The organism is Streptomyces celluloflavus (assembly GCA_000720995.1).
GTDB classification, from domain to species: Bacteria; Actinomycetota; Actinomycetes; order Streptomycetales; family Streptomycetaceae; genus Streptomyces; species Streptomyces celluloflavus.
In genome coordinates this window covers 337,647-361,804 of sequence record JOEL01000003.1, presented here as the reverse complement: position 1 = coordinate 361,804, position 24,158 = coordinate 337,647, and the positions used below count along the sequence as shown (strand labels likewise).

The 24,158-nt window shown below is 73.8% G+C and carries 21 protein-coding genes; 10 read left to right on the top strand and 11 right to left on the bottom strand.

The genetic code is table 11. From position 1 onward, the window contains the following. Positions 1–278 precede the first annotated feature (278 nt). The gene (locus IH09_RS05030) at positions 279–1,097 is read left to right on the top strand and encodes a CPBP family intramembrane glutamic endopeptidase (protein ID WP_052854399.1); all 819 of its coding nucleotides are present in this window, start codon (positions 279–281) and stop codon (positions 1,095–1,097) included. Positions 1,098–1,223: 126 nt separating this feature from the next. Here the strand turns inward: IH09_RS05030 and IH09_RS05025 are convergent, their stop codons facing one another. Continuing rightward, on the bottom strand, positions 1,224–2,045 hold the full coding sequence (locus IH09_RS05025; protein WP_052854396.1) for a PhzF family phenazine biosynthesis protein: 822 nt from the start codon (positions 2,043–2,045) through the stop codon (positions 1,224–1,226). Positions 2,046–2,183: 138 nt separating this feature from the next. Between IH09_RS05025 and IH09_RS05020 the strand changes: the two genes are divergently transcribed. Beyond that, positions 2,184–2,798 carry a PadR family transcriptional regulator gene (locus tag IH09_RS05020; protein WP_052854394.1) on the top strand — a complete coding sequence of 205 codons (615 nt, stop codon included), beginning with the start codon at positions 2,184–2,186 and terminating at the stop codon, positions 2,796–2,798. Between the two features lie 163 nt (positions 2,799–2,961). Here IH09_RS05020 and IH09_RS05015 read toward each other — a convergent pair whose 3' ends face one another. Continuing rightward, positions 2,962–3,390 (bottom strand): type II toxin-antitoxin system Rv0910 family toxin, encoded by a 429-nt coding sequence (locus IH09_RS05015; protein WP_052854393.1) that lies wholly within the window; start codon positions 3,388–3,390, stop codon positions 2,962–2,964. Between the two features lie 498 nt (positions 3,391–3,888). On the opposite strand from IH09_RS05015, the gene IH09_RS05010 reads away from it, so the two are divergent. The 3 genes from IH09_RS05010 (at position 3,889) to IH09_RS05000 (ending at position 6,827) form a co-directional block, all read left to right on the top strand. Then, the gene (locus IH09_RS05010) at positions 3,889–4,419 is read left to right on the top strand and encodes a Clp protease N-terminal domain-containing protein (RefSeq protein WP_052854391.1); all 531 of its coding nucleotides are present in this window, start codon (positions 3,889–3,891) and stop codon (positions 4,417–4,419) included. A 49-nt stretch (positions 4,420–4,468) separates the two neighbouring features. Beyond that, positions 4,469–5,530, top strand: a complete 1,062-nt coding sequence (locus IH09_RS05005) for an EamA family transporter (protein ID WP_094791146.1) — start codon at positions 4,469–4,471, stop codon at positions 5,528–5,530. A gap of 319 nt (positions 5,531–5,849) precedes the next feature. Next, positions 5,850–6,827, top strand: a complete 978-nt coding sequence (locus IH09_RS05000) for a DMT family transporter (RefSeq protein ID WP_052854389.1) — start codon at positions 5,850–5,852, stop codon at positions 6,825–6,827. A 258-nt stretch (positions 6,828–7,085) separates the two neighbouring features. On the opposite strand, the gene IH09_RS04995 is transcribed toward IH09_RS05000, so the two are convergent. Both IH09_RS04995 and IH09_RS04990 read right to left on the bottom strand, forming a co-directional pair. Further along, a complete protein-coding gene (locus IH09_RS04995) occupies positions 7,086–7,742 on the bottom strand; it encodes an FMN-binding negative transcriptional regulator (RefSeq protein ID WP_052854387.1) in 657 nt (218 codons plus the stop codon). A gap of 10 nt (positions 7,743–7,752) precedes the next feature. Next, positions 7,753–8,427 (bottom strand): pyridoxamine 5'-phosphate oxidase family protein, encoded by a 675-nt coding sequence (locus IH09_RS04990; RefSeq protein WP_240150911.1) that lies wholly within the window; start codon positions 8,425–8,427, stop codon positions 7,753–7,755. 23 nt (positions 8,428–8,450) lie between these two features. Between IH09_RS04990 and IH09_RS04985 the strand changes: the two genes are divergently transcribed. After that, a complete protein-coding gene (locus tag IH09_RS04985) occupies positions 8,451–9,782 on the top strand; it encodes an aminotransferase class I/II-fold pyridoxal phosphate-dependent enzyme (RefSeq protein WP_052854499.1) in 1,332 nt (443 codons plus the stop codon). Positions 9,783–9,824: 42 nt separating this feature from the next. Here IH09_RS04985 and IH09_RS04980 read toward each other — a convergent pair whose 3' ends face one another. Further along, a complete protein-coding gene (locus IH09_RS04980; protein ID WP_110952068.1) occupies positions 9,825–10,883 on the bottom strand; it encodes a DMT family transporter in 1,059 nt (352 codons plus the stop codon). Positions 10,884–10,957: 74 nt separating this feature from the next. On the opposite strand from IH09_RS04980, the gene IH09_RS04975 reads away from it, so the two are divergent. Continuing rightward, positions 10,958–11,866, top strand: a complete 909-nt coding sequence (locus IH09_RS04975) for a LysR family transcriptional regulator (RefSeq protein WP_052854383.1) — start codon at positions 10,958–10,960, stop codon at positions 11,864–11,866. 15 nt (positions 11,867–11,881) lie between these two features. On the opposite strand, the gene IH09_RS04970 is transcribed toward IH09_RS04975, so the two are convergent. Further along, positions 11,882–13,264 (bottom strand): carboxyl transferase domain-containing protein, encoded by a 1,383-nt coding sequence (locus IH09_RS04970; protein WP_052854497.1) that lies wholly within the window; start codon positions 13,262–13,264, stop codon positions 11,882–11,884. Positions 13,265–13,424: 160 nt separating this feature from the next. Beyond that, a complete protein-coding gene (locus IH09_RS04965; RefSeq protein WP_052854381.1) occupies positions 13,425–14,885 on the bottom strand; it encodes an AMP-binding protein in 1,461 nt (486 codons plus the stop codon). A gap of 239 nt (positions 14,886–15,124) precedes the next feature. On the opposite strand from IH09_RS04965, the gene IH09_RS04960 reads away from it, so the two are divergent. Next, the gene (locus IH09_RS04960) at positions 15,125–15,367 is read left to right on the top strand and encodes a hypothetical protein (protein WP_052854379.1); all 243 of its coding nucleotides are present in this window, start codon (positions 15,125–15,127) and stop codon (positions 15,365–15,367) included. Positions 15,368–15,542: 175 nt separating this feature from the next. On the opposite strand, the gene IH09_RS04955 is transcribed toward IH09_RS04960, so the two are convergent. Continuing rightward, entirely contained in the window at positions 15,543–16,652 is a 1,110-nt protein-coding gene (locus IH09_RS04955) for an FAD-dependent oxidoreductase (protein ID WP_052854377.1), read from the bottom strand. A gap of 111 nt (positions 16,653–16,763) precedes the next feature. On the opposite strand from IH09_RS04955, the gene IH09_RS04950 reads away from it, so the two are divergent. Continuing rightward, positions 16,764–17,375: a TetR/AcrR family transcriptional regulator gene (locus IH09_RS04950; protein ID WP_052854375.1), complete on the top strand. Its 612-nt coding sequence runs from the start codon at positions 16,764–16,766 to the stop codon at positions 17,373–17,375. Positions 17,376–17,747: 372 nt separating this feature from the next. Here IH09_RS04950 and IH09_RS04945 read toward each other — a convergent pair whose 3' ends face one another. Continuing rightward, entirely contained in the window at positions 17,748–18,230 is a 483-nt protein-coding gene (locus tag IH09_RS04945) for a pyridoxamine 5'-phosphate oxidase family protein (RefSeq protein ID WP_052854373.1), read from the bottom strand. A 223-nt stretch (positions 18,231–18,453) separates the two neighbouring features. On the opposite strand from IH09_RS04945, the gene IH09_RS04940 reads away from it, so the two are divergent. Further along, positions 18,454–19,098 carry a cysteine hydrolase gene (locus IH09_RS04940; RefSeq protein WP_052854370.1) on the top strand — a complete coding sequence of 215 codons (645 nt, stop codon included), beginning with the start codon at positions 18,454–18,456 and terminating at the stop codon, positions 19,096–19,098. 65 nt (positions 19,099–19,163) lie between these two features. On the opposite strand, the gene IH09_RS04935 is transcribed toward IH09_RS04940, so the two are convergent. Both IH09_RS04935 and IH09_RS04930 read right to left on the bottom strand, forming a co-directional pair. Beyond that, positions 19,164–21,326 (bottom strand): S9 family peptidase, encoded by a 2,163-nt coding sequence (locus IH09_RS04935; protein WP_052854369.1) that lies wholly within the window; start codon positions 21,324–21,326, stop codon positions 19,164–19,166. A 654-nt stretch (positions 21,327–21,980) separates the two neighbouring features. Beyond that, positions 21,981–23,492 (bottom strand): glycoside hydrolase family 3 protein, encoded by a 1,512-nt coding sequence (locus tag IH09_RS04930; RefSeq protein ID WP_052854368.1) that lies wholly within the window; start codon positions 23,490–23,492, stop codon positions 21,981–21,983. Positions 23,493–24,158: the final 666 nt, after the last annotated feature.

Sequence of the window (24,158 nt, the reverse complement as noted above, 5' to 3'; positions counted from 1 at the left end):
CCGGCCCGGCCGGCGACGCGGCGGGCCCCCGTGCTCCGCGGTCCGGAGCCGTGGGGCAAAGTGTGACGTTCCATCGCGGTGTGCTTCTCCGGGTGTCCATGGCGCGGCAGGTCCGTCGCCCGGTCGGGAGGTGACGGGGAGCGCGCCCTGCGGAGGGCGCCCGTACCCGGCCGGTCGCGCGCGATCCGCGGACCCGTTGCCGGGAACCCGGCGGGGCGGTGGTGGCGGAGCGCGGTGGCGCGGAAGTGGAGGCAGCTGTGCAGTCGGACGCAGGTCCCGTGACCGATGACGAGCCGGGCCGGGGGTCCGGCACACGGCGGCGCGAAGGGGCGGTCGAGGGGCCCGCCCGAGGTGTCCTGCGGAGCGAGACGCTGATCGTGCTGGCCCTCTCGCTCGGCGCCAGCGGCGTGTCGGCGCTCATCAGCTTCATCGGTTCGGTGACCAAGGCGGGCGGCCTCAAGGCCCAGGCCGCGACGCTCAACGGATCCCATGCGCCGGGCCGCCCGTGGCTGGACCTGGCCTGGCAACTGTTCGGTATCGCGACCGCGCTGGTGCCCGTCGTGCTGGTCGCGCATCTGCTGCTGCGGGAACGGGCCGGCGGACTGCGTGCGCTCGGTTTCGACCGGCGTCGGCCCGGCGCCGACCTGGGCCGGGGCGCCCTGGTGGCGGCGGCCATCGGCGGCAGCGGGCTGCTGCTCTACCTGGGCGCGCGGGCGGCCGGATTCAATCTGACGGTGGTCCCGGAAGCGCTGCCCGATGTGTGGTGGAAGATCCCGGTACTGATCGCCTCCGCGGTGCAGAACGCCGTGCTGGAGGAGGTCATCGTCGTCGGCTATCTGCTGCGCAGGCTGGGGCAGCTGGGCTGGGGGCCGATGGCGGCACTGGCGGCGAGTTCGGTGCTGCGCGGTTCGTACCACCTCTACCAGGGCATCGGCGGCTTCTTCGGCAACCTGGTGATGGGCGTGATCTTCGTGCTGCTGTACCGGCGGTGGGGGCGGGTCGGGCCGCTGGTGGCCGCCCATGCCCTGATCGACATCGTGGCGTTCGTCGGCTACGCGCTGCTCGCGGGCCGGGTGGGGTGGCTGCCGACGGCGTGAGGCGGGCGGGGCGTGGGGCTCCGGCGGCTCCGTGAACCCCCGGGGCGCCCCCGAGGTGCGCCCCCTCGTCACCACCACGTCCGGCGAGCCGGTCCCGGGGTCACCCGATGGCGCGGCGGCCCCGGCTCACCCGGTGGCGAGCAGTTCGCCGTCGATGACGGTGACCGCCGTACCGGTCAGCAGGGTGCGGTCGCCGCGCAGCTCGGTCCGTACGAGGCCGGTACGTGCGCCGCCCTGGAAGCCGACCAGCGCGGTGCGGCCCAGGCGCGCCGACCAGAAGGGGGCCAGCGCGGTGTGCGCGCTGCCCGTCACGGGGTCCTCCTCGATGCCCACGGAGGGGAAGAAACCGCGCGAGGCGAAGTCGTAGCCGCCGTCCGGGTTCTCGGCGCGGGCGGTGGCGATCACACCCCGCCCGCCGTGCCCGGCCAGCGCCCGGAAGTCCGGTGACAGGGACCGTACGGACCGCTCGTCGGCCAGTTCGACCAGCAGATCGCCGACCGAGGGGCCGGTGTCGTGGGCGGAGAGGATGTCGGTGCCCAGGGCCTCGGCGACGACCCGGGGCACCTCGACGGGCGTCAGCGGGGCGGTGGGGAAGTCCATGGTGATCGACCCGCGGTCGTCCGCCGTCGTGGTGAGCACGCCGCTGCGGGTGCTGAAGCGGACCGTTCCGGTGGCCGTCCCGGTGCTGTGCAGGACGTGCGCGGTGGCCAGGGTGGCGTGACCGCACATGTTCACCTCGGCGGCCGGGGTCAGCCAGCGCAGCGCCCAGTCGGCGTCGCCGCCCTCGGGCAGCGGATGCGCGAACGCGGTCTCGGAGAGGTTGACCTCGGTGGCGACCTGCTGGAGCCAGGCGTCGTCGGGGAAGGTGCCGGAGTCGAGGAGCACGACTCCGGCCGGGTTGCCGGCGAACGGACGCTCACTGAAGGCGTCCACGATGCGAATCCTCATGGCCCGGAGCGTAGTGGCGCGGTAAAGGCGCAGGCCAAGGCCAATCTCGGGAAATTGGACCCGGAAGGGATTGCTAGAAGAACAGTCCCGATATATCGTTGAGGTATCGCGACTGATCAACGATGGAAGGACGTCATCATGCATCCCCATGAACACGGACATGAATTCGGGCACGAGCGCTGCGGGCCCGGACGCCACGGCGGCCGGGGCGACTTCGAGGGCCGGGGCGAGGGCCGTCGGGCCTTCGGGCCCTTCGGGCCACCGTTCGGCGGGCCGCCCTTCGGCGGCCGGGGCCGCGGCGGACCGCGCGGGCGGGCGCGCCGCGGCGATGTGCGCGCCTCGATCCTGGCGCTGCTCCGGGACCGGCCGATGCACGGCTACGAAATGATCCAGGAGATCGCCGAGCGCAGCGGCGGGGCGTGGAAGCCCAGCCCCGGCTCGGTCTACCCGACCCTCCAGCTCCTGGAGGACGAGGGCCTCATCAGCAACGCCAGTGAGGGCGGCAAGAAGCTCTTCTCGCTGACCGACGCCGGGCGGACCGAAGCCGAGAGCGGTTCGGACGCGCCCTGGGAGGACGCCGGCCGCGGCATCGACTGGGAGGCCATGAACGAGGTCCGCAAGGCGGGCGGCGGTCTGGTTGAGGCATTCCGCCAGGTGTGGGCGACCGGCAGCCCCGAACAGCGGGAGAAGGCCATGGCAGTGGTCAACAAGGCCCGCAAGGAGCTGTATCTGATCCTCGCCGAGGAGGACTGAGCGCCGCCGGAGGGGGCGGTGGGTGGCGCCGGCAAGGGCCGTCCACCGGTCAACGGGGCCGTGGCCGGAGCGTTCCGGCCACGGCCTCCGTCTGTCGTGACCCCGCGCATCGTGCTGCTGCCCGGCAGGGGCGCCGCGCGTGGGGGCGAGCCGTCCGCCCGTCTCAGGTCACCAGGTCGCCGAGTTTGCGCAGCGATTCGTGGAGGGCGGCGCCCGCCGACTCCCGCAGCTTGCCCGCCATCAGTGAGACCGCGGCGCCGGTGAACACCCCGTCGATCCGGACCGTCGTCGCCGCGCCGTCCGGTGTGAGCGCGTAGCGCATCCCCAGGGTGACGCCCATCGGGCCGCGCCCCGTGAGGTCGAGCAGCCGGCCCGGCTCCAGGGCCCGTACGGTCCACTTCACCTCGGCCGGGAAGCCCATCAGCTTCATGTTCTCCTCGTACCCGGCGCCCACCTCAAGCGTTTCCGGACCGCCCTTGGGGAAGGCGGTATGGGTGGCGTTCCACCGGCCGTACGAGTCGAAGTCGGCGAGCAGGTCCCAGATCCGCCCGGCCGGTGCCTCGATACGGGCCTGCGCGGTGACGTCGGCCATGCGACCACCCCTTCGGTGACTGTCCCTGGCTGCTGCCGCGGAAGGTAGCCGCGCGCGGGCGAAGGTTCAATGCTGATGAGCCGTCAGATTCTTGCGAGGGCGGGTACGGGGCGGACGGCCGGTCCGCGCCATGGCGGGCGCGGTCCGCGTGCCGAGCCGACCGGCAGCTGCCGCCGGTCGCGTCGCCGGTGGCTGTGCCGTACGGGCGCCGTCGCCGCGGTACGCCGGCAGCCGCTCGTTCACGCAGCCGGCCGGCATGCTCTGCGGAGAGCCGCGCGGGGTGGTGGAGCGGCTCGGCGTGTGGTGAAACCGCGTCGGCGAGGGTGTGGCGCGGGCGGGTGCCCGGGGCCCGGATGCCGCCCGTGCCCGCCCTCATCGTTCCGCACTCTCTCCTCCGTAAGGATGAGATCGCGCGCGGGCGTGCCCAACCACGGGGGGACGCGCAAATGCTTCCCGCCGGGGATGCTCCGGCCGCGGCGGGCTGGTGGGGTGGGGAGTGTGCAAAACCGTACCGCGTACAGCGGTGGCGACGGACCCGCCCAAGAGGATCTCGACGCGCAGCTCTCCGTAGAGCTCGCGTCGGTGGTCTCCGCTGCCCGCAGACGGGCCACCCGGGACGGCGACCGGCATGTCGACACCGCGCATCTGCTGCACGGCCTCCTGGAATCGGATCCCGCGGTACGCGCCGCCTTCGACGGCGAGCCGCAGATCGCCCGGCTGCTCGGCTACCTCGTGCAGCGCAGCATCGGCTACGGACTCCAGTGGCACGGCACCGTCGAGGACTCCGGCGCGGTCCCCGTCGTCGCCGAGGGCGGCGTCCCCGGCTGGTCGCCCGCCGCGGCCGCCGCCATGGACGGCGCCCTCGACCGCGCCCACGCCCGTTACGCCGTACGCGCCCACTGTCTCGATCTGCTCGCCGCCCTGGTGGACGATCCCGAGTCGCGCGCCGTCGAAGTGCTGCGCCGGGCCGCCGTCGACACCGACCGGCTCGCCGCCCGCCTGGACGGGGACCGCTCCGGCCAGGAATGACAGGAATGTGGGGGGTGACGCTGCTGACGGCGGCTGCCATGATGATCGGATGCATGCGTCTTCGGGGAGCCCGGCCGTTTCCACGACGGGTTCGAGCAGCGGGACTTCAGGGGCCGGCGGTACCGGGCCGGCGCGGCGGAACGCCGGGGCGGACCCCGGCGGCGCACGGGGACGGCGCGCCGGACTCGGCATCGCGCTGCTCTCCGCCTGCGCCTTCGGCGGCTCGGGTGTCGCCGCCAAACCTCTGATCCAAGCGGGCCTCGAACCGCTGCATGTCACCTGGCTGCGCGTGACCGGCGCCGCCCTGGTGCTGCTGCCGCTCGCCTGGCGCCACCGCGATCTGGTGCGCCGCCGCCCCGGCCTGCTGATGGGCTTCGGTCTGCTCGCCGTCGCCGGTGTGCAGGGCTGCTACTTCGCCTCGCTCTCCCGTATCCCCGTCGGCGTCGCGCTGCTCGTCGAGTACCTGGCCCCCGCCCTCGTGCTGGGCTGGGTGCGCTTCGTCCAGAAACGGCCGGTCAGCCGTTCCGCGGCGGTCGGTGTGGTGCTCGCGCTCGGTGGTCTGGCCTGCGTCGTCCAGGTGTGGTCCGGGCTGACCTTCGACGCCCTCGGTCTCGTCCTCGCGCTCGGCGCGGCCTGCTGCCAGGTCGGCTACTTCGTGCTGTCCGACCACGGCACCGACGGCGACGACCCGGTGGACCCGCTGGGGGTGATCGCGTACGGCCTGCTGATCGGCGCCGTGGTGCTCACGGTGCTCGCCCGCCCGTGGGGCATGGACTGGTCGGTGCTGGGTAGCAGCGCGGAGCTGAACGGCACCCAGGTGCCCGCCGCGCTGCTGCTCGGCTGGATCGTGCTGATCGCGACGGTGCTCGCCTATCTGACCGGCGTGGTGTCGATCCGCCGTCTCTCGCCGCAGGTGGCCGGGGTGGTGTCGTGTCTGGAGGCGGTGATCGCGACCGTCCTGGCCTGGGTGCTGCTCGGCGAACATCTCGCCGCGCCGCAGCTCGTGGGGGGCGCGGTCGTACTGGTCGGCGCCTTCATCGCGCAGTCGGCGAAGCCGAAGACGGTGGCGGAGGAAGTGGCGGAGCGGGACGCGTCGGCACGGGCGGCATAGCCGCCGGACGGGGTGGCGGAGGCCGCGGTGACGGGACGCTGCCGGTGCGGGGGCTGCCAGCGGTACGGGAGGGGCTGCGTCCGGCGCGACGGCCGCGGAACGCCCCGGGGTGGCTTGTCGGCCGGGCCGCCTCCCGCATAGGGTGACGATCATGCATTCGACCGTGCTGCCCCCTCCCGCCGCCTAGCGCGGGCGGCGGCCTCCGAAGGAAACCCGGCTCGGGTGAGCTCCCGGGCCGACCGTCGCTGCCCGCACACGGGACCACGCGACCATTCCACGGCGCACCGCGCCGTATCGGCTTTCCCGGAGTGCACCTCCTATGCATACCTCCCCTTCCTCCTCCCTGCCCGTGGGCCGGGGGCTCCTGTACGTGACCATCGCCGCGACCGCCTGGGGCACGGCGGGCGCGGCCGCCGCGCTCCTCTACCGCGGCAGCGGACTCGGTCCGGTCTCCCTCACCTTCTGGCGCACCTGCGGCGGCCTGGTGCTGCTGCTCGCCGTACGGGGGGTGCTGCGCCGTCGTGCCGGTACCGGTACCGGCACGACCCGGCGTCCGGCCGAGCCGATGCGCCGCCGGGTGCTGCGGACCGCGGTGACCGGTATCGCCCTGGCCGTCTTCCAGGCCGCCTACTTCGCCGCCGTGGAAGCCACCGGACTGGCCGTGGCCACCGTCGTCACGATGGGGGCGGGGCCCGTCCTGATCGCGATCGGCGGGCGCGTGACACTCGGCGAACGGCTCGGCGTGGGCGGTGTCCTGGCCGTGGCCGGTGCGCTGGCCGGGCTGCTGATCCTGGTCCTCGGCGGGTCCGGCGTCGATGCGGTGCGTCCCGCCGGCATCGGCTACGCCCTGCTGTCCGCGGCCGGATGCGCCACGATGACGCTCACCACGCGGTGGCTGGGCAAGGGCGGCGGCAGCGATCCGTACGCCTCGACGATCAGCGCGCTGGCCGTCGGCGCGCTGTGTCTGCTGCCGCTCGCGGCGGTGGAGGGTCTGTGGCCGCACGCACACGACCTGGGACGCAGCCTCTGGCTGCTGGGCTATATCGCGGCCGTGCCGACGGCGCTCGGGTACGGGCTGTACTTCGCGGGGCTGGCGGCCGTACGCGCGGCGACGGCGTCGGTGATCTCGCTGATCGAGCCGGTGTCCGCCGCGGCCATCGCGCTGCTCTTCCTCGGGGAGCGGCTCACGGCGGCGACGGCGATCGGAACCGGCGTGCTGTTGGCGGCCGTTGCCGCCCTGGCGATGACCGAGGCCCGCGGCGCGGTCGCGGCCCGGTCCGCGGCGGCGGTGGGCTGAGGCGGTGGGCTGAGGCGCCCGCCCGGTGCGGTACGCCGGGCGGGCGGTGCCGCCGTACGGACGCCGTCCCGTGGCGGGTCGTCCGCTGACGCGGCCGCGGGTCCGTCGTCGTGCGTATGCCGCCATGGGGCCATCGGCGTGGGTACGCCGTCGTGGCGATGCCGTCGTACGGCCCGAGGGGCGCCGCGGCCGTACGACGACGGGGCGTGCCGCCCGCCGGTGCGCGAGGCGGGGCCGCGGTGGGGCGGCTTGGTCCCGTCAGGGGCCGGGCGGGGTGGTGGGGGCGGCGGCCAGACGCCGCTGCTGGTGGACGCGGGCCGCCGCGTCGCCGGGCGCGTCCCGCACGGCGAGGCGCTCGGAGATCCGCTGCTGGACGGCGGTGGTCCGCTTGCCGCCGTACTTGAACTTGGCGCGGACCTCGCGCACTTCGAGGCGCAGACCGCGGATGCCGGACAGCTGCCTGCCGTACGGTTCCTCGCCCGCGGCGACCGGGGCCGAACCGCCCTCCGGCTGGAAGTGGGCCATCTGGCGCGCCAGCAGCGCGGCCTTGGCGGTGGGCTCGTCCACGATGTGGGCGGTGCAGGTCAGCTGCACGGCGGCGTAGAAGCTGGTGGGGACGCCGTGCTCGGGCGGCTGGTCCTCGGCCGCCTGCCAGGGGCCGGGGATGAAGGTGTAGTCGTCCACCACGCTCAGCAGGACCGTCGGGTTGTCCGCCAGCGCGCGCCAGATGGGGTGGGGCCGGGCGAGATGGGTGACGGCCTCGCGGCGGGCCGGGTCGTACGCGAAGTGCAGCGGTTGCACCAAGGGCGCCTCGCCGGCCGGGCCGTTGGCGGCCAGCTGGCCGAAGTCGTGGGCGGCCAGCCACTGCTGCCACTCGGTGTCGTCGGTGGGGGCGTCCCAGGGGTGGATCAGCATCGGGGCCTCCTCAGCGGGCGGAGAGGTACGCGGGCTGCGGGATATCCGCTGCCAGATCGTCGGAGGGTACGGGGGCGCCGTACACCGGTGCCACCGGAAGGACACCGCTCCAGTGGGGGAGCGCGAGGTCCTCGGGCTCGTCGTTCGGGCCGCCGGTGCGGATCTTGGCGGAGACCTCGCGCAGATCGAGGCGTATCACCGCGGTGGCCGCCAGTTCCTTGGCGTTGCCCGGCCGGGAGTCCGCGGCCCGGCCGGGCAGGACGTGGTCGACGAGTGCGTCGAGGGCGGCCGACTTCTCGGCCGGGTCGGTGACCGGATGTGCGGTGCCGTGGACCACGACGCAGCGGTAGTTGATGGAGTGGTGGAAGGCGGATCTGGCCAGCACCAGGCCGTCCACATGGGTGACGGTGACGCAGACCGGCAGGCCCGGGTCCGGCTCGCCGGCCATCCGCAGCGGACGGGAGCCGGTGGAGCCGTGGAGGTAGAGGCGGTCCCCGACGCGGCCGTAGAGCGTGGGGAGGACGACGGGTGCGCCGTCGCGTACGTAGCCCAGGTGGCAGAGGTAGGCCGAGTCGAGGATCGCGTGCACGGTCTCCTGGTCGTAGGTGGCGCGCTCGCGGGCGCGGGTGAGGGTGGTGCGTTCGGTCGGTTCGTACCGCTCGGCCAGGGACATTGCCATCTCCATTGCACTAGTGCATAATCATGTTTGTGCTAGGAGAGTATCGGATCGAAGGGCGGCGCGCATCGGAGATTGCCGCCAGTGTCGAGCGGGCCGTCGGTGCGGGCTCGCTCCAACCGGGCGAAGTACTGCCCCCGCTAAGGGAGTTGGCCGTCTTCCTGGAGGTCAATCCGAATACGGTCGCGGCCGCGTACCGCACACTGCGTGACCGAGGAGTGATCGAGACCGCGGGCCGGCGCGGCAGCCGGGTGCGCCCGCGCCCGGCCAGCACCGCGCGGGAGGCGCTGCGGGTGGCGGTCCCGCCGGGCGTCCGGGACGCCTCGGACGGCAATCCCGATCCGGCCCTGCTGCCGCCGCTGGAGCGTGCGCTGGCCGAGGCCGCGGCGCGCAGCGCACGGCGGCCGGTGCTCTACGGCGCCCCGGCCGTCGACGCGGACCTCGCGGCGCTGGCCCGCTCGGCGTTCAGCCGTGACGGCGTGACCGAGGGGCCCGTCGCCGTCACCAGCGGCTCACTCGACGCCATGGAGCGGGTACTGGCCGCGCATCTGCGGCCCGGCGACGCCGTGGCGGTGGAGGATCCGGGATGGGGGAGCCTGCTGGATCTCATTCCGGCGCTCGGATTGCGGGCGGCGCCGGTCGGGCTGGACGACGAAGGGCCGCTGCCCGAGCAGTTGGCGCGGGCGCTGGCGGGCGGCGCCCGCGCCGTCGTCCTCACGGACCGGGCGCAGAACCCCACGGGAGCCGTGATCGGCCGGGAGCGCGCCGTGGAGCTCCGGGCCCTGCTGGCGGACCACCCCGATGTGCTGCTCATCGAGGACGATCACGGCCACGGCATCGTCGATCTCCCGCTGCATCCGCTCTCCGGCGTCACCGATCACTGGGTGCTGGTGCGGTCGACAGCCAAGGCGTACGGGCCGGACCTGCGGCTGGCGGTGCTCACCGGGGACGCCGTGACCGTGGACCGGGTGCGCGGCCGTCAGCGGCTGGGGCCGGGCTGGGTCAGCCATCTGCTCCAGGACGCCGTCGCGCATCTGTGGCGGACGTCCGCGATCGAGCCGACGGTGGTCGCCGGAGCGTACGACCGGCGGCGGGAGGCGCTGATACGGGCACTGGCCGAGCGGGGCGTGCCGGCGCGCGGTCGCAGCGGGATGAACGTCTGGGTGCCGGTCCCGGACGAGACCGCCGCGGTGGCCCGCCTGCTGCACGCCGGGTGGGCGGTGGCCCCCGGGGCACGCTTTCGGATGCAGTCCCCGCCGGGCGTCCGGATCACCGTGTCCGGACTGTCCGACGACGACATCGGCCCCGTGGCGGACGCTGTCGCATCGGCCACGGGGCCGGGTGAGACTCGGCGGTACGAGTGAGGGGCGCGGGCCGGGAGTGGTGCGGGGAGGGAGGGATGCGTGTCAGGGCGAGGGGGTGGTGCGCCGAGGCCGGCTCTGGGTGAGGGCGGCACCGGCGAGCACGATGAGGGCGCCGACCGGTGTGTTCCAGCTCAGCTGTTCGTCCAGCAGCGTCACACCGGCCGCCGTGCCGATCACCGGGATGAAGTAGGTGACCATCTGGGCGGTGGTGGGGCCGACCTCCGCGACCAGGCCGTACTGGAGCAGGAAGGCGAAACCGGTGCCCAGCGCGCCGAGCGCGAAGACGGCGAGCAGCGGCACGACCGGGAAGGAGGTCGGCATGGGGGAGAACAGTGGCGTCAGAACGGCGAGTTGAGCGGTGGCGAGGAGCAGTTGGGCGCTGGTCATGGAGAGGTGGGATTGTCCGGTGCCCGCCAGGGTGCGGCGGACATAGATCCAGCCGATGGGGTAGCTGAGCGAGGCGCCGAGGGCCATCGCGGTGCCGGTGAGATCCGTGCCGGAGAACCCCTGCCAGGCGCCGAGCACGGTGAGCACCCCCAGGAACCCGACGCCAAGCCCCGCGACCCGGCGTCGGGTGGGGCGGTCCTCGGAGAGCGCGACGAGCGACAGCAGCATGCCCCACAACGGTGAGGTGGCATTGCAGATACCGGCCAGGGTGGAGGGGATCGTCAGCTCGGAGTAGGCGAAGAGCGAGAAGGGGAGCACATTGAGCAGCAGGGCGGCGACCGCCAGATGGCCCCAGACTCTGGCGGAGCGCGGCAGCCGCTCGCGTGTGACCAGCAGCATCACCACCAGCACCAGCGCGCCGAAGCCCACGCGGCCCAGCGTGACCTGCAACGGCGCGAAGCCGCGGTTGCCCACCTTGATGAAGAGAAAGCTGAAGCCCCAGACCAGGCAGAGAACGGCGAAGCGCAGCCGCCAGCCCATGGCGCGACGGGGTCCGGCGGCGGAGCCGGGGGAGTCCGGGCCGGCTGCTCCGGTGGCCGCGGTCGCCGCGGGGTCTGCAGCGGTCGTCGCGGCGGCGGACGCGGCTGTGGTGGTCGCGGTCGAAGAACTCATGGGGGGAGCGGAGGCGGTGGATCCGTCGGCGGTGGTGCTCATGACCACTACGATGCGGTGCGTCATTCCGTAGCACAAGCGAGAATATCTGGCACGTACCGATTAGCATTGCTTACATGTTGAACCTTGATCGTCTGCGCACGCTGGGCGCGATCGCCCGCCATGGCTCGGTGAGCGCGGCCGCCGACGGACTCCATGTGACGACCTCGGCCGTCTCGCAGCAGATCGCCAAACTGGAGCGGGAGACCGGGCAGCAGCTTCTGGCGAAGAACGGACGGGGCGTACGGCTGACGGACGCGGGACGGCTGCTCGCCGACCACGCGACACGCATCCTCTCCCAGGTCGAGCTGGCGCAGGCCGAACTGGAAGCGCACCGCGGCCAGGCGATGGGCGAACTGCGGCTGGGCGCGTTTCCCACCGCGGCGCGCGGCCTCTTCCCGGCCGCGCTCGCCACCCTCCGCGCCGCGTACCCCCAACTCCGCACCCGGCTCACCGAACTGGACCCGGACGCATCCGTGCGGGGGGTGGTGCGCGGTGACCTCGATCTGGCCGTCGTCCTGGACTGGTACAACCGGCCCCTGCCGCTGGCCGAGGGGCTGGCCAAGACCCCGCTGCTCGACGATCCGGCGGATGTGGCGATGCCGTCGGACCATCCGCTCGCCGGCCGTCGGTCCGTGGAACTGGAGGACTTCGCCGACGACGAGTGGATCTCCTGGCCGCAAGGCGAGTTCTGCCACGACTGGCTGACCTTCACGCTGCGCAGCAGGGGTTTCGAGCCGCGTATCGCGCATATGGCGGAGGAGCACCACACCCAACTCGCCCTCATCGCGGCCGGGCTGGGCGTCGCGGTGGCCCCGCGCCTCGGCCGCGGGCCCGTACCGGACGGGGTGAGCGTGGTGCCCGTGGGGCACCGGATGTGCCGCCATGTCTACGCCATCTGGCGCGTGGACGCCGACCGCAGACCGTCGATCCGTGCCGCCGCCGATGCCCTCCGGGCCGCGGGGCGGAGGGTCGCGGACTGCTGACGGCCGGGCCGGCCGTCAGGGGCGGGACGGTGTCGGCCGGGCCGGTGGGACGATGCCCCGGATGACTCCCAGCTCCAGCAAGTCCTGTGGCCGGATGCGGAGTTGGCCGGCCGTCTGCCGGATCTGCCGAGGGTCGCGCTTGAGGATGGCCGCGGCGAGTTCCGGGGCGATCACGGAGAAGTAGCTGTCCGGCGTCGCCCAGAGCCGGCCGGGCGCGGCGAGGGCCAGGGCGCCGCCCGATCCGCCCTCGCCGATGAGCAGCGAGGTGACGGGGGCACGGGCCGAGGCCAGTGCGGCGAAGGTGTCGGCGATGGCCGCGCCGGCACCGGCCCGCTCCGCCGCCGCGTCATTGGCGGCGCCCGGGGTGTCCACGAGGGTGAGGACCGGGATGCCGAGCCGGTCCGCGAGGCGCACCAGACGGGCGGCGGTGCGGAACCCGGCCGGGCGGGTGGCCGTGCCGCACTGGGCCGCGAAGGCGATCGTCCGGCCGTCGCGACGGCCGAATCCGCAGCGCATACCGGTGTCGACGCCGCCGCAGCGGTCGCCGCTGATCTCCTCCCGGTCGTCGAAGTACGCGCGCAGATACGCCTCGGCGCGCGGCCGGCCGGCGGCGCGGGCGCGGACCACCGCATCCCAGCCGCTCTCCGGCAGATCGCGCACGCCGAGCGCGTACGGCGGCGGGGCCGCCTCGGGGACCGCCGCCGGCTCCCGGGGGCCGGCGAGCAGCCGCAGCCAGCGCCGCAGGGTGGCCCGCAGACGGTCGGGCGGGACGACGGCGTCGAGCTGCCCGGCCGCGAACTGCCCCTCGGCGGAGTAGGCGTAGGGATCGGCGTCCCCGGGGCGTACCCGGGAGCCCGCGAAGCCGATCTGGGCGCCGGGCAGCCCGAGGATCACATCGGCCCCCGCACCGAGCGTCGCCCAGCCGCCCCCGGTCGTCGGATCGCGCACCACGGCGATCTGCGGCAGCCCCGCGGCGCGGTTCAGCGCCGACTGCCCCGCCACCCGCTGGAGCTGGCTCAGCGCGCGCATCCCTTCCTGCATCCGGCTGCCGCCCGTGGCGATCAGCGATACGACCGGCAGGCCCCGCGCGCGGGCCTGGGCGTACGCGGCCTCCAGACGGTCACCGGTGCGTTCGCCGAGGGAGCCGCCGAGATAGCCGAACTCGAAGGCGATCAGGACGACTTCGGTGCCGCCTATCGAGGCGAGGGCGGTGATCACCGACTCGTCCTCCCCGGTCCGGGCTCGGGCGCGCGCCCGGGAGGCGTCGTAGCCGAGCCAGCCGAGGGGGCCGTCCGGCTCCTCGGCCTCGCCGGGGACACCTTGGGAAGGAGGGGCACCGGGCGCGGCCGGTCCGGCGTACAGGGCCGTTTCGTCGTAGGAGTCGGCCACCGCCGCGATGGCCTGACGAGCCGTGAGCCGGGCCGCCGCCGGGGGCCGTCCCCCGGCGGCCGTCCGGCCCGGCACGGGACGGGGCGTGGCACCGGGCGGGGTGGCGGCATCCGCCGCTGCGGCGTCGCCGTCCGCGGCCCCCGCCGCGCTACCGGTGCCGTCGCCGCCGTCACGCACGGAGTGCCCGTTTCAGGATCTTGCCCATGTCGTTGCGCGGCAGCGCGTCCAGGAAGTGGATGGTACGCGGCCGTTTGTGCGGGGCGAGCTGGCTCGCGACATGGTCGGCGAGCTGCTCGGCGGTGGGCGGCGGCCCGGCGTCCGGGCCGGTCTCGGCCACGATCCAGGCGACGATCCGCTCGCCCAGATCCTCGTCCGGTGCGCCGGTGACCGCCGCCTCGGCAACCCCGGGGTGGGCCAGCAGCGCGTTCTCGATCTCGCCCGCGCCGATCTTGTAGCCACCGCTCTTGATCAGATCGGTGGCCTTGCGGCCGACGATGCGGTAGTTCCCGGTGGTGTCGCGCAGGGCCATGTCGCCGGTCCGGAACCACTCCCCGTCGAAGGCGGCCGCGGTCGCGTCGGGACGGTTGAGGTATGCGGTGAAGAGGTTCGGGCCATGGACCTGGATCTCGCCCACCGTCTCGCCGTCGCTCGCCTCGACGACCCGGCCCGCCTCGTCCACCAGCCGGACGGAGACCCCGGGCAGCGGCACGCCGACCGTCCCCGCGGCATCCGGGCCGTCCGCCCGCACGCTCGTGTTCATCAGCGTCTCGGTCATGCCATAGCGCTCGATCACCCGCCGGCCGGAGGCCGCCGCGATCCGTTCCTGAACGGTCAGCGGCAGCGCGGCCGAACCGGAGACCAGCAGCCGGGCGCGGGCGAGCGCCTTGGCGAGGGCCGGGTCGCGCTCGGCCTCGGTGGCCAGCCGGTGGTACATCGTCGGCACCCCGAAGAGCATCGTGCCGTCCGCGGACAGTTCACGGGCGACCGCCTCCGTGGTGAAGCGCCCCAGGTGGTGGACGCTGCCGCCGCGGCGCAGCGGGCCCAGGATGCCGAGGATGAGCCCGTGCACATGGAAGAGCGGCAGGCCGTGCACGAGGACGTCGCCGGAGGTCCACTGCCAGGCGTCCGCCAGCGCGTCGAGGGTGCGGGCGATGGCGCGCCGGGGGAGTACGACGCCCTTGGGCGGACCGGTCGTGCCGGAGGTGTAGACGATCAGGGCCGGTGCCTCGTCGCCCGGTTCGGCCGGGAACGGGGGCGGCTGCGCCCCCTCCGGTGGTGCGTCCGCCACGACGGCGACGCGGGGGAGGGCGGCGAGCGCGTCCGGCAGCACGGCGTCCGGCGCGGCCAGGACGAGCGACGGTGCGCTGTCGGCCACGATGTGCGCCAGCTCGCTCTCGCCGATCTTCGGGTTCACCGGTACGGCGGGCACTCCGGCGAGCAGCGCGGCGACGGCGCCGACCGCGGTCTCCAGGGTCGGGGTCGCCCAGAGTGCGACGCGGCTCGCACCGCCGATCCGGTCGGCGAGCGGGCCCGCCACCGCCGCCAGTTGGCGATAGCTGAGCGCGCGGTCGCCGAAGCGCAGTGCGGGCGCGGACGGAGCGTCGCGCAGCGCGGGGAAGAGTACGTTCACCGGATCTCCTTCGTCCTCGTCGGCACCCGGCCCGTCAAGACCGGAGCCGTCCCGCTCCCGCACCCGTGGCGGTGGAGAACGGGCTGACCCACACCACTGTCGCAGAGGCCACTGACAGCGCCACCGCCGCATCATCATCGCCGTGCCATCTGCGAGGGGTCGGGACGGTCGTCACCGGGGCAGGATATCGGCCACCGGCCGGATGCACGGCGGCTGTTGATTCGACGGAGCCCCACTTGGTGGGAGTACCTGAGTCGGCGGGGCGGAGCGTTTCGGTCGGCGGGCAGCTGCGACCGGTCGGGACCGGCGACGCCTGCTACCCGGGCCGACCAGGGCAGCAGCACTGTTCCGGCCGCGACGGTGGAGACCGGACGGTCGCTCTTGTCGGCACCGGCACCGGCACCGGCACCGGCACCGACGGCCGAGGAGAGACCGCGTCGGCTCTCTCCTCGCTGGTCAGCGGACTGATCGTGCTCGCTTGAGACGTTCCGCTCCAGTTGGCCGATTGCGCCTGGTGGTTGGAGCGCGTCCGCCGTCGTGGCCGGGCCGGTGCGGGACCGGTTTCCGGAGACGGTCCCGCACCGAGCCCCGGGCCGTGTCGGCTTGATGGCCGGTGCGATGGCGTGATCGCGGACCGGTGGAAGGGGTGGCGTCCGCTCAGGAGCCGGTCGGGGGAAGGAGGTTGTCGAGTGCTTCGGCACACCCCAGGGCGGCCTCGGCCGAGCGCGGCAGCATGAGGTTCTCGTAGGCGCGGACGGCCTCTTCGATGCCGGATTCGGTGATGAGGGCGTGGGCGAGGTCGGCGCCGTCGAGCATGGCGAGGTTGGCACCCAGCCCGACCGGGGGCATCAGGTGCGCGGCGTCGCCCAGCAGGGTGATGCCGGGGACGTGTTCCCAGGTGTGCGGGGCGGGCAGCACGAACAGGGGCCGGTTGACGAAACCGCCGTCGTGGTGCCGTAGGACGTAGCGCAGGCTCTCGTCCCAGCCGTCGAACGTCTTCAGCAGGTGGGTGCGCACGGCCGCCGTGTCGTCGAGTTCCACGCCGGCGGCCAGATGCCAGTCCTGCGGGGCGCGGAAGGCGAGGTAGGCGCGGATGTGGCCGTTGCTGTTGCGCTGGGCGAACAGGGCATTGCCGTCGCCCTTCGCCAGCAGGGTGCCGTTGCCGACGAGTCGGGCGAGGGCGGGATGGCGGGTGTCGCAGTCGTCGAAGCCGGCCTCGATGAAGGTGACACCGGTGTAGCCGGGTGTGGCGTCCGACAGGGCCGGCCGGATGCGCGACCAGGCGCCGTCGGCGCCGACCACCAGGTCGGCGTCCTCGGCGGTGCCGTCGTCGAGGAGCAGGCGCCAGGTGCCGTCCCCGAGCGGGGTGGCCCCGGTGACGGTGCGGCCCCACCGGACGGTGCCCTCGGCGAGGGATTCCAGGAGCAGGCCGCGCAACTGGCCGCGGTCGATCTCCGGGCTGTCCTCGTCGTGGACGGGCCCCGGGAAGGGCAGAGCGGTGGCGGTGGCGGGGTCGAGCACGCGCCACTCCTGCCCTTCGGGGCGGGACAGGGCGCGGAACCGGTCGAGCAGGCCCGCCGCGCGCAGGGCGGTCTGACCGGTGTCGGCGTGTATGTCGAGGCTGCCGCCCTGGGAGCGGGCGCCGGTGGAAGCCTCACGTTCGAAGACGGTGACGGAGCGCCCGTGAAGCTGGAGGACGCGGGCGCAGGCAAGGCCGCCGAGGCCGGCGCCGACGACCGCGATGCGGGGGGCGTGCGTGGAGTTCATGGGGCTGTCTCCTCGAAGGGCGGGTGAGTTGCCAGGAGGTCCGTGGCGCACGACCAAGAAAGCACAGTCACCAAAAAAGTTCAACGACTACATTTTCGTACTGGGTTCACCATGAGGTACGGTGTGCCGGTGACCGAACCGACCGGGCGCCGCGAGCGCAAGAAGGCACAGACCCGCCAGTCCCTGGCCGATGCCGCACTCCGGCTCTTCCTCGACCGCGGCTACGACCAGGTCGGCGTCAAGGACGTCGCCGACGCCGCCGACGTGTCGGTGACCACCCTGTTCAAGTACTTCCCCAGCAAGGAAGCGCTGGTCTTCGACCAGGACGACGACATCGAGGCAGCACTCGTCGCCGCCGTGCGGGAACGCACCCCCGGCCGGTCGATCCCGCAGGCACTGCGTGAGCACATCCTGCTGGGGCAGAGCCGGCTCGCCGTCCACACCGCGGACCCTCGGTTCGCCGCCTTCACACGCATGGTGGAGGACACTCCGGCGCTGCGCGATCACGCCCACCGCATGTGGACGCGCCACGAAGCGGCCCTGGCGCGGGCCATCGCCACGGAGGCCGGTGCGCCCGAAGGTGACGTCGCCTGCGCCGCCCTGGCCCGGTTCGCGCTGGAAGCCCGTGTCCTCGTCCGGCGGCACACCGATCCGCGGCGCGCCGCCGAGGAGTCCTTCGCCCTGCTCGAACACGGCTGGGCCGCCCTCCATCCCGACGGCTGACCCGCCCTCCGGGGACGGGTGGACCGGGATGCCCGCGCGGTCCCGGCGGGTCGAAGCGGCCCGGGGGATCCGCTCCGGCGTAACGGGTCGTCAGCGGCGAACTGCTGACCCTGCCGGACCGCCGTACGGGTTCAACGAGGCCGGGGTGCCGGCCTCATCGATCAGTGCGAGCGACCGGTCGCAGGCGGCCGCCCGGTTATCCGGCGTCGAGGCGCCGGGTGCGAGGGAGCCGGGCACCATTACCACCCGGCGCAGACAGCTGCCTGTGCCCGGAAGCCCCGCCTCCGGTATCGGCCCGGCTGCCGCCAGCCTCGGCGGTCGGCGGAGCTCCATCCGGCCCAGCGGCATGCTCACCCCGGGCCGGCCCGCCCCTCACCCCGGGAGCTTGCGGAAGTCCCAGGAGACCGCGGACTCCGGGGTCAGCCGCAGCCACGCGTGCCGGCCGTCGTGCGGCATCTCGGCCGTGCCGAAGTACTTCGCCGCGAACAGCCGCTCCGGAACGGCCAGTTCGGGGCATGGCTCGCCGGTCCGCGGCGCCTCGCCGACGAGGGCGGCGCGGCCGGTCAGTTCGACCCCGCGCAGTTCCCCGTACGCGTGCCCGCCATCGACGACCACCGCGACCCGCGGGTCCGCGCGTACCTGGGCCCACCGCTTGCTGCGGGTGATCGAGTACAGCCACAGCGCCGTCCCGTCCCAGGCGAACCAGAGCGCCCCGATGTGGGGCGCGCCGTCCCTGCCGACCGTCGCGATCCGGCAGGTCCGCTGCGCCGTCAGGAACGCGTCGCGCTCGTCCCGCGTCATCATGATCCGGCGCCCGCGCCGCTGTGCGCCGGCCTCGGGCCGTGTACCGGCCATCCGTCATCGCCTCCCGCTGTACGGGGACCGCCGGCCGGCCCGGGAACGACTCCCGCGGGCTCCCACTCGACCACCGGCCGCCCTCACCACCCGACCTGACTAAGTGTCAGAAAGCATGCGGGCTCTTCCTGCCGGGCGCAATGGCCGATAGCCTCGCGCACTTCCGGCAGCTCCGTGCACCGGCCCGGAACGGGGTCGCGAACGCGCCACAGAGGGGGATGCGATGCCTTCGGACGCCCGACTGGCCGGGCAACTGGACCCGGCGTCGACGGTGCTGCTCACCGTCGAGTGCCAGCGCGGTGTGGTCGGCCCGGACAGCGCACTGCCCGAACTCGCCGAGGAGGCCCGCGGATCGGGCGCGCTGGCGAACGTCGCCCGGCTCGTCGCGGCCGCCCAACACGCCGGGGTCCAGGTGCTGCACGCGGTCGCCGAGCGCCGCCCCGACGGCCGCGGCGCCAGCCGCAACGCCCGCCTCTTCAGGGCGGCCGAGCGCCTGCCGGTCCGGCAGACCACCGGATCCCCCGCCGTACGGATCGCCGACCCGATACCGGTCTCGGCGGACGACCTGGTGGTGCGCCGCCTCCACGGTCTCTCGCCGATCGCGGGCACCGAAGTGGACGCGCTGCTGCGCAACTTCGGCTGCCGGACGCTCGTCGTCACCGGGGTGTCGGCGAATGTGGCCATCCCCAACGCCGTGTTCGACGCGGTCAACCTCGGCTATACGGCCGTGGTGCCCGCGGACGCCATCGCCGGGGTGCCCGCCGACTACACCCCGGCGCTGGTCCGCCACACGCTCGCCCTGGTCGCCACCGTCACCCGCACCGATGACGTCCTGGCCTGCTGGCGAGAGCCGCCCGGCACCCGCTGACCGGGGCCGGACCCGGCCGGACGGGACGCACCCGGCCGGGCCCCGCCCGCCGCTCCGGGTACGCCTCACCCCTCGGCGGCGCGCTCCCTCAAGGCGTCGAGCAGGAAGTCGCGCTGGAAGCGCAGCAGGTTCTCGTTGACCCTGTCGTCGGCCGGCATATGTGTGGCGCCGGGCAGCGGCAGCACGGTGTGCGGTCTGCCCGCCGCGAGCAGTTCCGCCGAGAAGCGCAGGGTGTGCGCGACCGCCACGTTGTCGTCCGCCAGCCCGTGGACGAGCAGCAGCGGACGGCGCAGCAGATGGCCGTGCCCGGCCAGGGAGGAGCGCGCGTAGTTCTCCGGCCGCTCCTCCGGGTGGCCCAGAAAACGCTCCTTCCAGTGGGTGTCGTACAGCCGCTGGTCGGTGGGCGGGGCGCCGGCCACCGCGGCGTGGAAGACGTCCGGCCGGTGCAGCACCGCGGCCGCCGCCAGGAACCCGCCGAACGACCAGCCGCGGATCGCCACCCGCGTCAGGTCCAGGTCGGGGAACCGCTCCGCGGCCGCGTGCAGCGCGTCCACCTGGTCCGCCAGCGCCGGCCCGAGCTGATCGCCCAGAATGGCCTTCTCCCAGGCCGGGCCGCGCCCCGGTGTCCCGCGCCCGTCCACCACGAGCACCGCGAACCCCTGCTCCGCGAACCACTGCGACACGCACGCGAACCAGCCGCGGGCCCGCACCGCGAGCTGCATGGACGGGCCCCCGTACGGATCGAGCAGCACGGGCAGCGGACCGGTGCCCTCCTCGTACCACGACGGAAGGTAAAGCGCACCGCGCAACTCCCGTTCGCCCAGCGTGAGATGGCGGGGGCGCGGCGCGACAAGCGGCTCCTCGGCGTGTGAGGCGATGACACCGTACGGCGCGGGGTCACCGGGCCCCGTGTCCGCCCCGGTGTCCCGCACCACGCTCACCTCGGCGCCCCGCGGCGTCAGCCCGGCCAGGACGGCCGTGCCGCCGCGCGAAGTCGCCCCGTACACACCGGGATCGCGGGTCAGCCGGCGGTTGCCCAGGGCGGGGTCGTGACGCCACACATGCGTCTGCGTCGGGTCCTCGCTCGCCGTGAACAGCACCCTCTCACCCTCGACCCCCAGGACCTCGCGCAACTGGAGCCCGTCCGGTGTGACCCGCCGCCCGCCGACGGTCAGATACCGGGTGTCGCCCGCGTCCTCGGGCAGTACGAGAGCGCCGGAGGCGGTACGGGCCGGCGTGCCGGGCACGATCTCCACCCACGCGGGATCGGTCCGCTCGTGCAGCACCTCGGTGGCGCCGGTCGCCGGGTCGACCGCGAGTGTGCGCAGGGTGCGCTGGTCGCGGCTCTGTACGGCGATGAGGGGCCCGTGCGCGTCCCAGCCGGCGTCGACCAGGTACTCGAACGCCTGCCGGTCCCAGGTCACCTCGGTGCGTTCCCCCTCCAGGGACAGCAGTTGCAAGGTGACCTCGGCGTTGGCGGTGCCCGCCGCCGGATAGCGGATGACCCGCGGCGGCTGCGCCGGGTCGGCCGGATCGCTCAGGTAGCGCCGTGCCACGGGGGAGGTGTCGACCCGGGCCACCAGGAGGCGGCGGCTGTCCGGCGCCCACCAGTAGCCGCGCGGCCGGCCCATCGACTCGGCGGCCGTGTACTCGGCGAGCCCGTAGGAGATCTCGGGTCCTTCGGCGCGGGCCAGCTGCCGGTCGGCCCCGGCCGGCTCGACGACGTGCAGGCAACGGCGGCTGACGTAGGCGATGTGCCGGCCGTCGGGGGAGGGGCGGGGGTCGACGACCGGCCCGGCCGCCGGGACGGAGAACGGCGCACCGCCGTCCGTACGGACCGCCCACAGGGCACCGGACAAGGTGAAGGCGACGAGGCGGGCGGCGGTGTCGGTCGCGTAGCTCACCACGCCCACGGACCGCTCGCGGGCCCGCTCCCGGCGCAGTCGCTCCTCCTCCGGAACGGCCGCGGGACCGTCCCCCACCAGGAGCGCAGGGTCGGCCAGCAGATGTTCGGCACCGTCCGCGTACTGCCAGAGCCGGCCCACCGGGTCGGTGCCCGATCCGGTACGGGTGAAGAGAATCCGGTGGCCGTCCGGAGAGACGGTGAAGTGCCGCGGCGCCCCGAGGGAGAAGCGGCGGGTGCGCGCGAACTGGCGGGGGAAGTCCGCCGCGTTGACGGAGTGGTGGTCCGTGGGGTGGTCGGTCGGGTGGTGCGTCGAGTGGTCCATGGCGCTGTCCTCCAGAATGTTGTCGTCCAGCGGCCGCCCGTACGGTACGCGGGCAGCACGAAGGGCCGGTACGTGACCGGGACAAAGGCTGATACATGACCGGGTGAAAACGATCGGGAAAGTGGCCGCCACCGCGTCGTCCGGGACTGCCGGACCGGTCCCCGTGGCGCGCTCCGGCACGCCTCGGATGAGAGTGGATCGCTCCCGGAATCGTCGGGGCCGACGAACCTGCGTACTTATTATCATGAACGGGCCGGGGCCGGGGTCGCCGAGCGGGGCATTCGACGGGCGGTGAGCGGGGCCCGGGGGCGGCATTTGGTCACGGCTGACATGCGGTCATGGCTGGTATACGGCCAGGTACGTGGAGCGGGACCGTGCGGCGCGGTGGCCGGGCGCTTGTGCCGGGCCGGCAGCGGAACGGGAGTTGCTGGGCGGGGCATGGCCGGTGCCGCCGAACTGGCGGCCGACGCCCGCGAGGCCGCCGCCGCGATCGGGCGACGGCCTGCGCGAGGCGGTCTTCTCTCCGAGGGCAACGGCGTGATGTACGCCGCCTGGACCTCGCCGAGGTCTGCCGGCAGTCGTCGTGATCCGCTTACGTGATCCGCCGGCGCGGGACCGTCGGTGCCGACGTGGACACCGGGGCGAGGTGACGGCCTATCGGGCGCCGGCCAGGACCTCCGCGGCGGCGACGCCGGCGGCCGCGGTGGCACCGTGGGTGAAGATCTGGACCGCGCCGAGGGCGGGGCCACCGGGCAGGCCCATCTCCACCACGATCGCGTCGGGGCGCGCCTTGGCGAGGTCGGCGAGGGCGCGGCCCATCCAGGCGTGCCGGGAGGCGTCCCGGACGACGATGACCATCGGCCGTCCCGCGGCGGGGGCCAGCGCGTAGTCCTCCAGGACGGCGGAGCGAGCCGTCAGCTCCTGGTGGTGGACGCGCACGAAGGTGGTGCCGGGCAGGCGCTCGCGCAGCGGCGCGGCGACGCCCCACGGCGTCTCCTTGCCGATGGCCAGGTTGGTGGTGGGCACCAGCTCCACCACGTGCGGCGGGGCGGCCAGGGGGAGGGTGTCGTGCACGGAGCCGCTCAGCCGGACGGCGCGCCGGGCGGCGGTGAAGCCGATGTCGCCGCTGATGGGGTTGACCGGGACGGCCCGGCCCAGGTCGATCGACCAGTCGGCGAACGCCCGGACGCGGTCGGCCGCCTCCGCCAGCCGCGCTTCGGCGAGTTCTCCGCGGGACACGGCGTCGACAAGGGCACCGGCGAGGAGTTCGGCGGTCGCCTCCTCGGCGTTCTCCCCGCCGACGCAGATGGCGTCGGCGCCGGCGGCGATGGCCTTCACCGTGGCGCCGTCGATGCCGTAGCGGTGGGTGACGGCGCCCATCTCTATGGCGTCGGTGACGATCAGGCCGTCGAATCCGAGTTCTTCGCGGAGCAGGCCGTTGAGGATGCGGTGGCTGAGGGTGGCCGGCCGGTCCGGGTCGTAGGCGGGCACCAGGAGGTGGCCGCTCATGACCGCGCGCACGCCCGCGTCCAGGGCGGCCCGGAAGGGGGGCAGCGCCTGTGCGGCGATCTGGTCGAGGCCGGCGTCGTAGCTGGGCAGGCCGTGGTGGGAGTCGACGGCGACGTCCCCGTGGCCGGGGAAGTGCTTGGCGCAGGCGGCGACACCGGCGGACTGGAGTCCCCGTACCCATGCGGTGGTATGGCGGGACACCACGGCGGAGTCGATGCCGAACGACCTGACGCCGATGATGGGGTTGTCGGGGTTGGAGTTGACGTCCACGCTGGGCGCGTAGTCGAGGCTCACCCCGGCGGCGTGCAGCTGACGGCCCAGGTCGCGGGCGACGGACTCGGTCAGCTCGGGGTCGTCGACGGCGCCGAGGGCGAAGTTGCCGGGGCGGGTGGAGCCGGTCGCGGACTCGATCCGGGTGACATCGCCCGCCTCCTCGTCGATCGCGATGATCAGCGCCGGGTTCTCGGCGCGGAGTTGCGCGGTCAGCCGGGCGAGTTGTTCGGGGGAGGCGATGTTACGGGTGAAGAGCACGACGGACGACAGCCCGTCACGAATGGCGCGCAGTACCCACTCCGGTGCCTCGGTGCCCACGAAACCCGGTTGCAGGACGGAGAGCGCGAGTCGCCGCAACTCCTTGCTGTGCTTGCTGGAGGACATCGGCTGGGCCTTCCGGGTAGTGCGCGCGCATGGATCACAGCGACGAGCATTGGTACAGGCCAACGAATATTGGCCTAGTCCAATCCGCAGTGTCAAGGGTCCCGTTCACCCCGCTTCGGCGCCGGGTGGCCGGGCTGGGCCGCCTCATGACGGAACGGGCGCGGGGTGCGGAGGGGTGTCGGGTGGGGTGCGGGAAGTGCCGTGCGGGGAGCGTCGAGTGGGGGTGCCGGGGGGTGAGTGTCGTGCGTGGGTGGCCTCTCCGGTCGGCTTCCCCGGTTGCTCCGGCGCCGTGCGAGCGATGGTCGTTTCGAGCGGGGAAGCCGTCGGCCGCTCCGGAATTCGGTATTGACACCGGAAGTTGGTCTAGTCCATTTTAGTGGGGCGCAAGCGCAGCAAGTGATGGATGTTGCGTGCCGGCCCTGGCGCAGCGGGGGAATGTGGCCGGCCGACATCATGCGGACACTTCGTCCATGGCCCGTGAAGGGCACCACGTACACGGCGTAACGGTGCGGGAAGCCGGTGCTGTTTCGCCGAGAACCACGACTTCTGCGGAACGGCCGGTCGGCGCGGTGGTGCGCCCCTTCCGGGTCTCGCCGCACTGATCCTTTCTGCCCCCTGCTCCTTTCTCTCCTGCCCTTTCACCCCCTGCCCTTTCCTCCTCGAAAC

Coding starts and splice junctions, on each gene's coding strand:
- IH09_RS05025 (WP_052854396.1), bottom strand. CDS start 2,045: ATGAGGATTCGCATCGTGGACGCCTTCAGTGAGCGTCCGTTCGCCGGC.
- IH09_RS05020 (WP_052854394.1), top strand. CDS start 2,184: ATGCATCCCCATGAACACGGACATGAATTCGGGCACGAGCGCTGCGGG.
- IH09_RS05015 (WP_052854393.1), bottom strand. CDS start 3,390: ATGGCCGACGTCACCGCGCAGGCCCGTATCGAGGCACCGGCCGGGCGG.
- IH09_RS05005 (WP_094791146.1), top strand. CDS start 4,469: ATGCATGCGTCTTCGGGGAGCCCGGCCGTTTCCACGACGGGTTCGAGC.
- IH09_RS05000 (WP_052854389.1), top strand. CDS start 5,850: ATGCATACCTCCCCTTCCTCCTCCCTGCCCGTGGGCCGGGGGCTCCTG.
- IH09_RS04995 (WP_052854387.1), bottom strand. CDS start 7,742: ATGCTGATCCACCCCTGGGACGCCCCCACCGACGACACCGAGTGGCAG.
- IH09_RS04990 (WP_240150911.1), bottom strand. CDS start 8,427: ATGGAGATGGCAATGTCCCTGGCCGAGCGGTACGAACCGACCGAACGC.
- IH09_RS04980 (WP_110952068.1), bottom strand. CDS start 10,883: ATGAGCACCACCGCCGACGGATCCACCGCCTCCGCTCCCCCCATGAGT.
- IH09_RS04975 (WP_052854383.1), top strand. CDS start 10,958: ATGTTGAACCTTGATCGTCTGCGCACGCTGGGCGCGATCGCCCGCCAT.
- IH09_RS04955 (WP_052854377.1), bottom strand. CDS start 16,652: ATGAACTCCACGCACGCCCCCCGCATCGCGGTCGTCGGCGCCGGCCTC.
- IH09_RS04950 (WP_052854375.1), top strand. CDS start 16,764: ATGAGGTACGGTGTGCCGGTGACCGAACCGACCGGGCGCCGCGAGCGC.
- IH09_RS04945 (WP_052854373.1), bottom strand. CDS start 18,230: ATGGCCGGTACACGGCCCGAGGCCGGCGCACAGCGGCGCGGGCGCCGG.
- IH09_RS04940 (WP_052854370.1), top strand. CDS start 18,454: ATGCCTTCGGACGCCCGACTGGCCGGGCAACTGGACCCGGCGTCGACG.
- IH09_RS04935 (WP_052854369.1), bottom strand. CDS start 21,326: ATGGACCACTCGACGCACCACCCGACCGACCACCCCACGGACCACCAC.
- IH09_RS04930 (WP_052854368.1), bottom strand. CDS start 23,492: ATGTCCTCCAGCAAGCACAGCAAGGAGTTGCGGCGACTCGCGCTCTCC.